The sequence below is a fragment of the Bacillus sp. MMSF_3353 genome (assembly GCF_030733445.1).
Classification (GTDB): domain Bacteria; phylum Bacillota; class Bacilli; order Bacillales; family Bacillaceae_G; genus Bacillus_A; species Bacillus_A wiedmannii.
Genome location: NZ_JASHJA010000084.1, coordinates 1 through 2108 on the forward strand (window position 1 = coordinate 1; position 2108 = coordinate 2108).

The 2108-nt window shown below is 32.1% G+C and carries 4 protein-coding genes and 1 pseudogene; all 5 read left to right on the forward strand.

All coding sequences use genetic code 11. The annotated features are described in order from the left end of the window. The first annotated feature begins 28 nt into the window (after positions 1–28). Positions 29–832 (forward strand): WXG100 family type VII secretion target, encoded by an 804-nt coding sequence (locus RBB48_RS31520; RefSeq protein ID WP_097889802.1) that lies wholly within the window; start codon positions 29–31, stop codon positions 830–832. A 13-nt stretch (positions 833–845) separates the two neighbouring features. Continuing rightward, positions 846–1037, forward strand: a complete 192-nt coding sequence (locus tag RBB48_RS31525; RefSeq protein WP_000215401.1) for a hypothetical protein — start codon at positions 846–848, stop codon at positions 1035–1037. A gap of 14 nt (positions 1038–1051) precedes the next feature. Continuing rightward, positions 1052–1324, forward strand: a complete 273-nt coding sequence (locus RBB48_RS31530; RefSeq protein WP_000241126.1) for a DUF4176 domain-containing protein — start codon at positions 1052–1054, stop codon at positions 1322–1324. A 91-nt stretch (positions 1325–1415) separates the two neighbouring features. Further along, the gene (locus RBB48_RS31535) at positions 1416–1805 is read left to right on the forward strand and encodes a hypothetical protein (RefSeq protein WP_033681224.1); all 390 of its coding nucleotides are present in this window, start codon (positions 1416–1418) and stop codon (positions 1803–1805) included. Between the two features lie 151 nt (positions 1806–1956). Further along, positions 1957–2108: pseudogene (locus RBB48_RS31540) on the forward strand (ABC transporter permease); the annotation flags it as partial.

Sequence of the window (2108 nt, forward strand, 5' to 3'; positions counted from 1 at the left end):
AAAGTAATATATTGGGGGAGGAATATAAATGGGAGAAATAAAAATTACTCCAGAAGAGCTAAGAAATAGAGCAAAAACTTTTAGTTATGCTCAAGGGGAAGCTAAAGATAGGCATAATAAAATACTTAATGAACTTTTTAATTTGCAAACCAGATGGATTGGCGCATCAAGTTTGGGTTTTTTTGACCAATTACCTACGTTAAATAAAGCTTGTGAATCTTATATTACTCATTTGAAAAAAATTGAAGAAGAATTAATACGTATAGCAACTAAATTTGAAACAGTTGATAATCAAGGGGTTAATTTGGGTACAGAAAAGAATATGTCGGTTGGTAATGGTGTTAATGATAAGGGGATATTACAAAAAGTAACTGATGTATTAAGTACCAAGGAAAATTCGAGGTATATGTATGAGGAAGAAAGTGGCCCCTTTTCAGCTAAGGCAATAGGTGGAGAATTAAAGGCTGGAACAATAGCTGGGGCGAGTGCGACATATAACACAGTTAAAGTAGGTTTTGAAGTTTCAAAAGATCTTGGTGAGGGTAAAAAAATAAAAAGTGAATCAAACTTAAGTATGGCGAATGTAGAGTTATCAGCTAAATTAGATAAGACTAATATTGAATTTGGTGCAGAAGCGTCTTTAGCAAAATATGAAACGGGGATAGATTTTCCTATTCCATTTACAGATCATGATTTACATATTGGAGGGGCAGCTACACTTGGACAAGTTGGTGGTTCAGTGAAAGCTGGATCAAGTGGATTTAAGATTAGTCTTCCTTGGGGGCCTGGAGCAAGTCTTGTTGGTACAGCTTTTGAGGTAGAAGTAAAATAAAGGGGAGTATTGAATGACAGTAGAGGGTTTGAAAAAAATTTTAACAGTTCTTTTTATTATTTGTTTTTTTGGAACTATAATACTAACATTTTTTGATGCTACTTATAATATTAAAGAAAAGCTTATTTTTTCTTTAATATACTTAATTACAGTTCCTATTGGCTTTTGGATTTTATATAAAATCGGTAAATTTTTTATTAAATAATGAGGTGATAAGAGATGGTGAAAACAGAGAGAGAGAAGGAAACATTGTTACCAATTGGTTCAGTTGTAAGATTTAAAAATTGGGAACAACTTGTAATGATTTATGGTAGAAAACAAATGGATTCTAAAACTAAAGAAGAGTGGGATTATGTAGCTTGTTATTATCCAATTGGTAATATTTCAACTGAATATAATTTGTTTTTTAATCATGAACATGTATCAGAAATCGTTTTTATTGGATATATCAATGATGAGGAAATTAAGCTGAGTGAAGATTTGAAAAAATAGAAAATACCTATAATTGTTTATTAATATTATTATAGACCCAGTCAATGACAGCCATTTTAGTACGCTTTATTTTTTAGTAAAGGAAGAGTTAATATTGAAAATAATAAAAAGTATAATGTTAGTAGCTTGTTGTTTATTAATTGTCAGTGGATGTTCTTCTAGGGAAGGAAAAGTTGTTGGCGGAAAAGTAAAAAGTTCTTCAAATAGAATATTGGGAGACTACAGAGAGTTTACTGGTTCCGCGAGTCGCGACATGGAAGTTAAAAAAGGTGAGAATTGGGTGTTTTCTTTTGATGAAACAACGAGGAAAGGAACTGTAGTTGCTTATGTTGTGGATTCAAATGATAAGACAATATTAGAGTTTGATAATGGTAAGGATGAAAAGATCCTTAAAGTCTCTAAAGATGATAAATATAAAGTGAAAGTTAAAACAGAAGAACATGGTGGGAAATTTTTAATAGAGTGGAAAAAATCATCTTAAATTGAAGAGGGAAATTTCTATGAAAAGGGGTTAGGTACCGAGAGGCATTAAAAAAATTTAAGATTACGCTTTTTAGACCGTAACCTGCACTTAATTACTTTGAATTGTTAGTCTTTTTATATTGTTTTAAATGAGAGAAGTGTCCCATCATTTTATTAGGTCAGCCATCCTACCTACCGAAACGATGCCAAAAATTGTCCGTGCATTTGCAGAGAATCAGCCTGTAACTTCAATCGTGAATGCGATTCGTGCCCTTTTATATGAAGGAACTGTTGGCAACGATATTTGGATTGCACTCGCTTG

Bases quoted from the DNA above. Each gene is read 5' to 3' on its own strand.
- RBB48_RS31520 (WP_097889802.1), top strand. From the start codon at position 29: ATGGGAGAAATAAAAATTACTCCAGAAGAGCTAAGAAATAGAGCAAAA.
- RBB48_RS31525 (WP_000215401.1), top strand. From the start codon at position 846: ATGACAGTAGAGGGTTTGAAAAAAATTTTAACAGTTCTTTTTATTATT.
- RBB48_RS31530 (WP_000241126.1), top strand. From the start codon at position 1,052: ATGGTGAAAACAGAGAGAGAGAAGGAAACATTGTTACCAATTGGTTCA.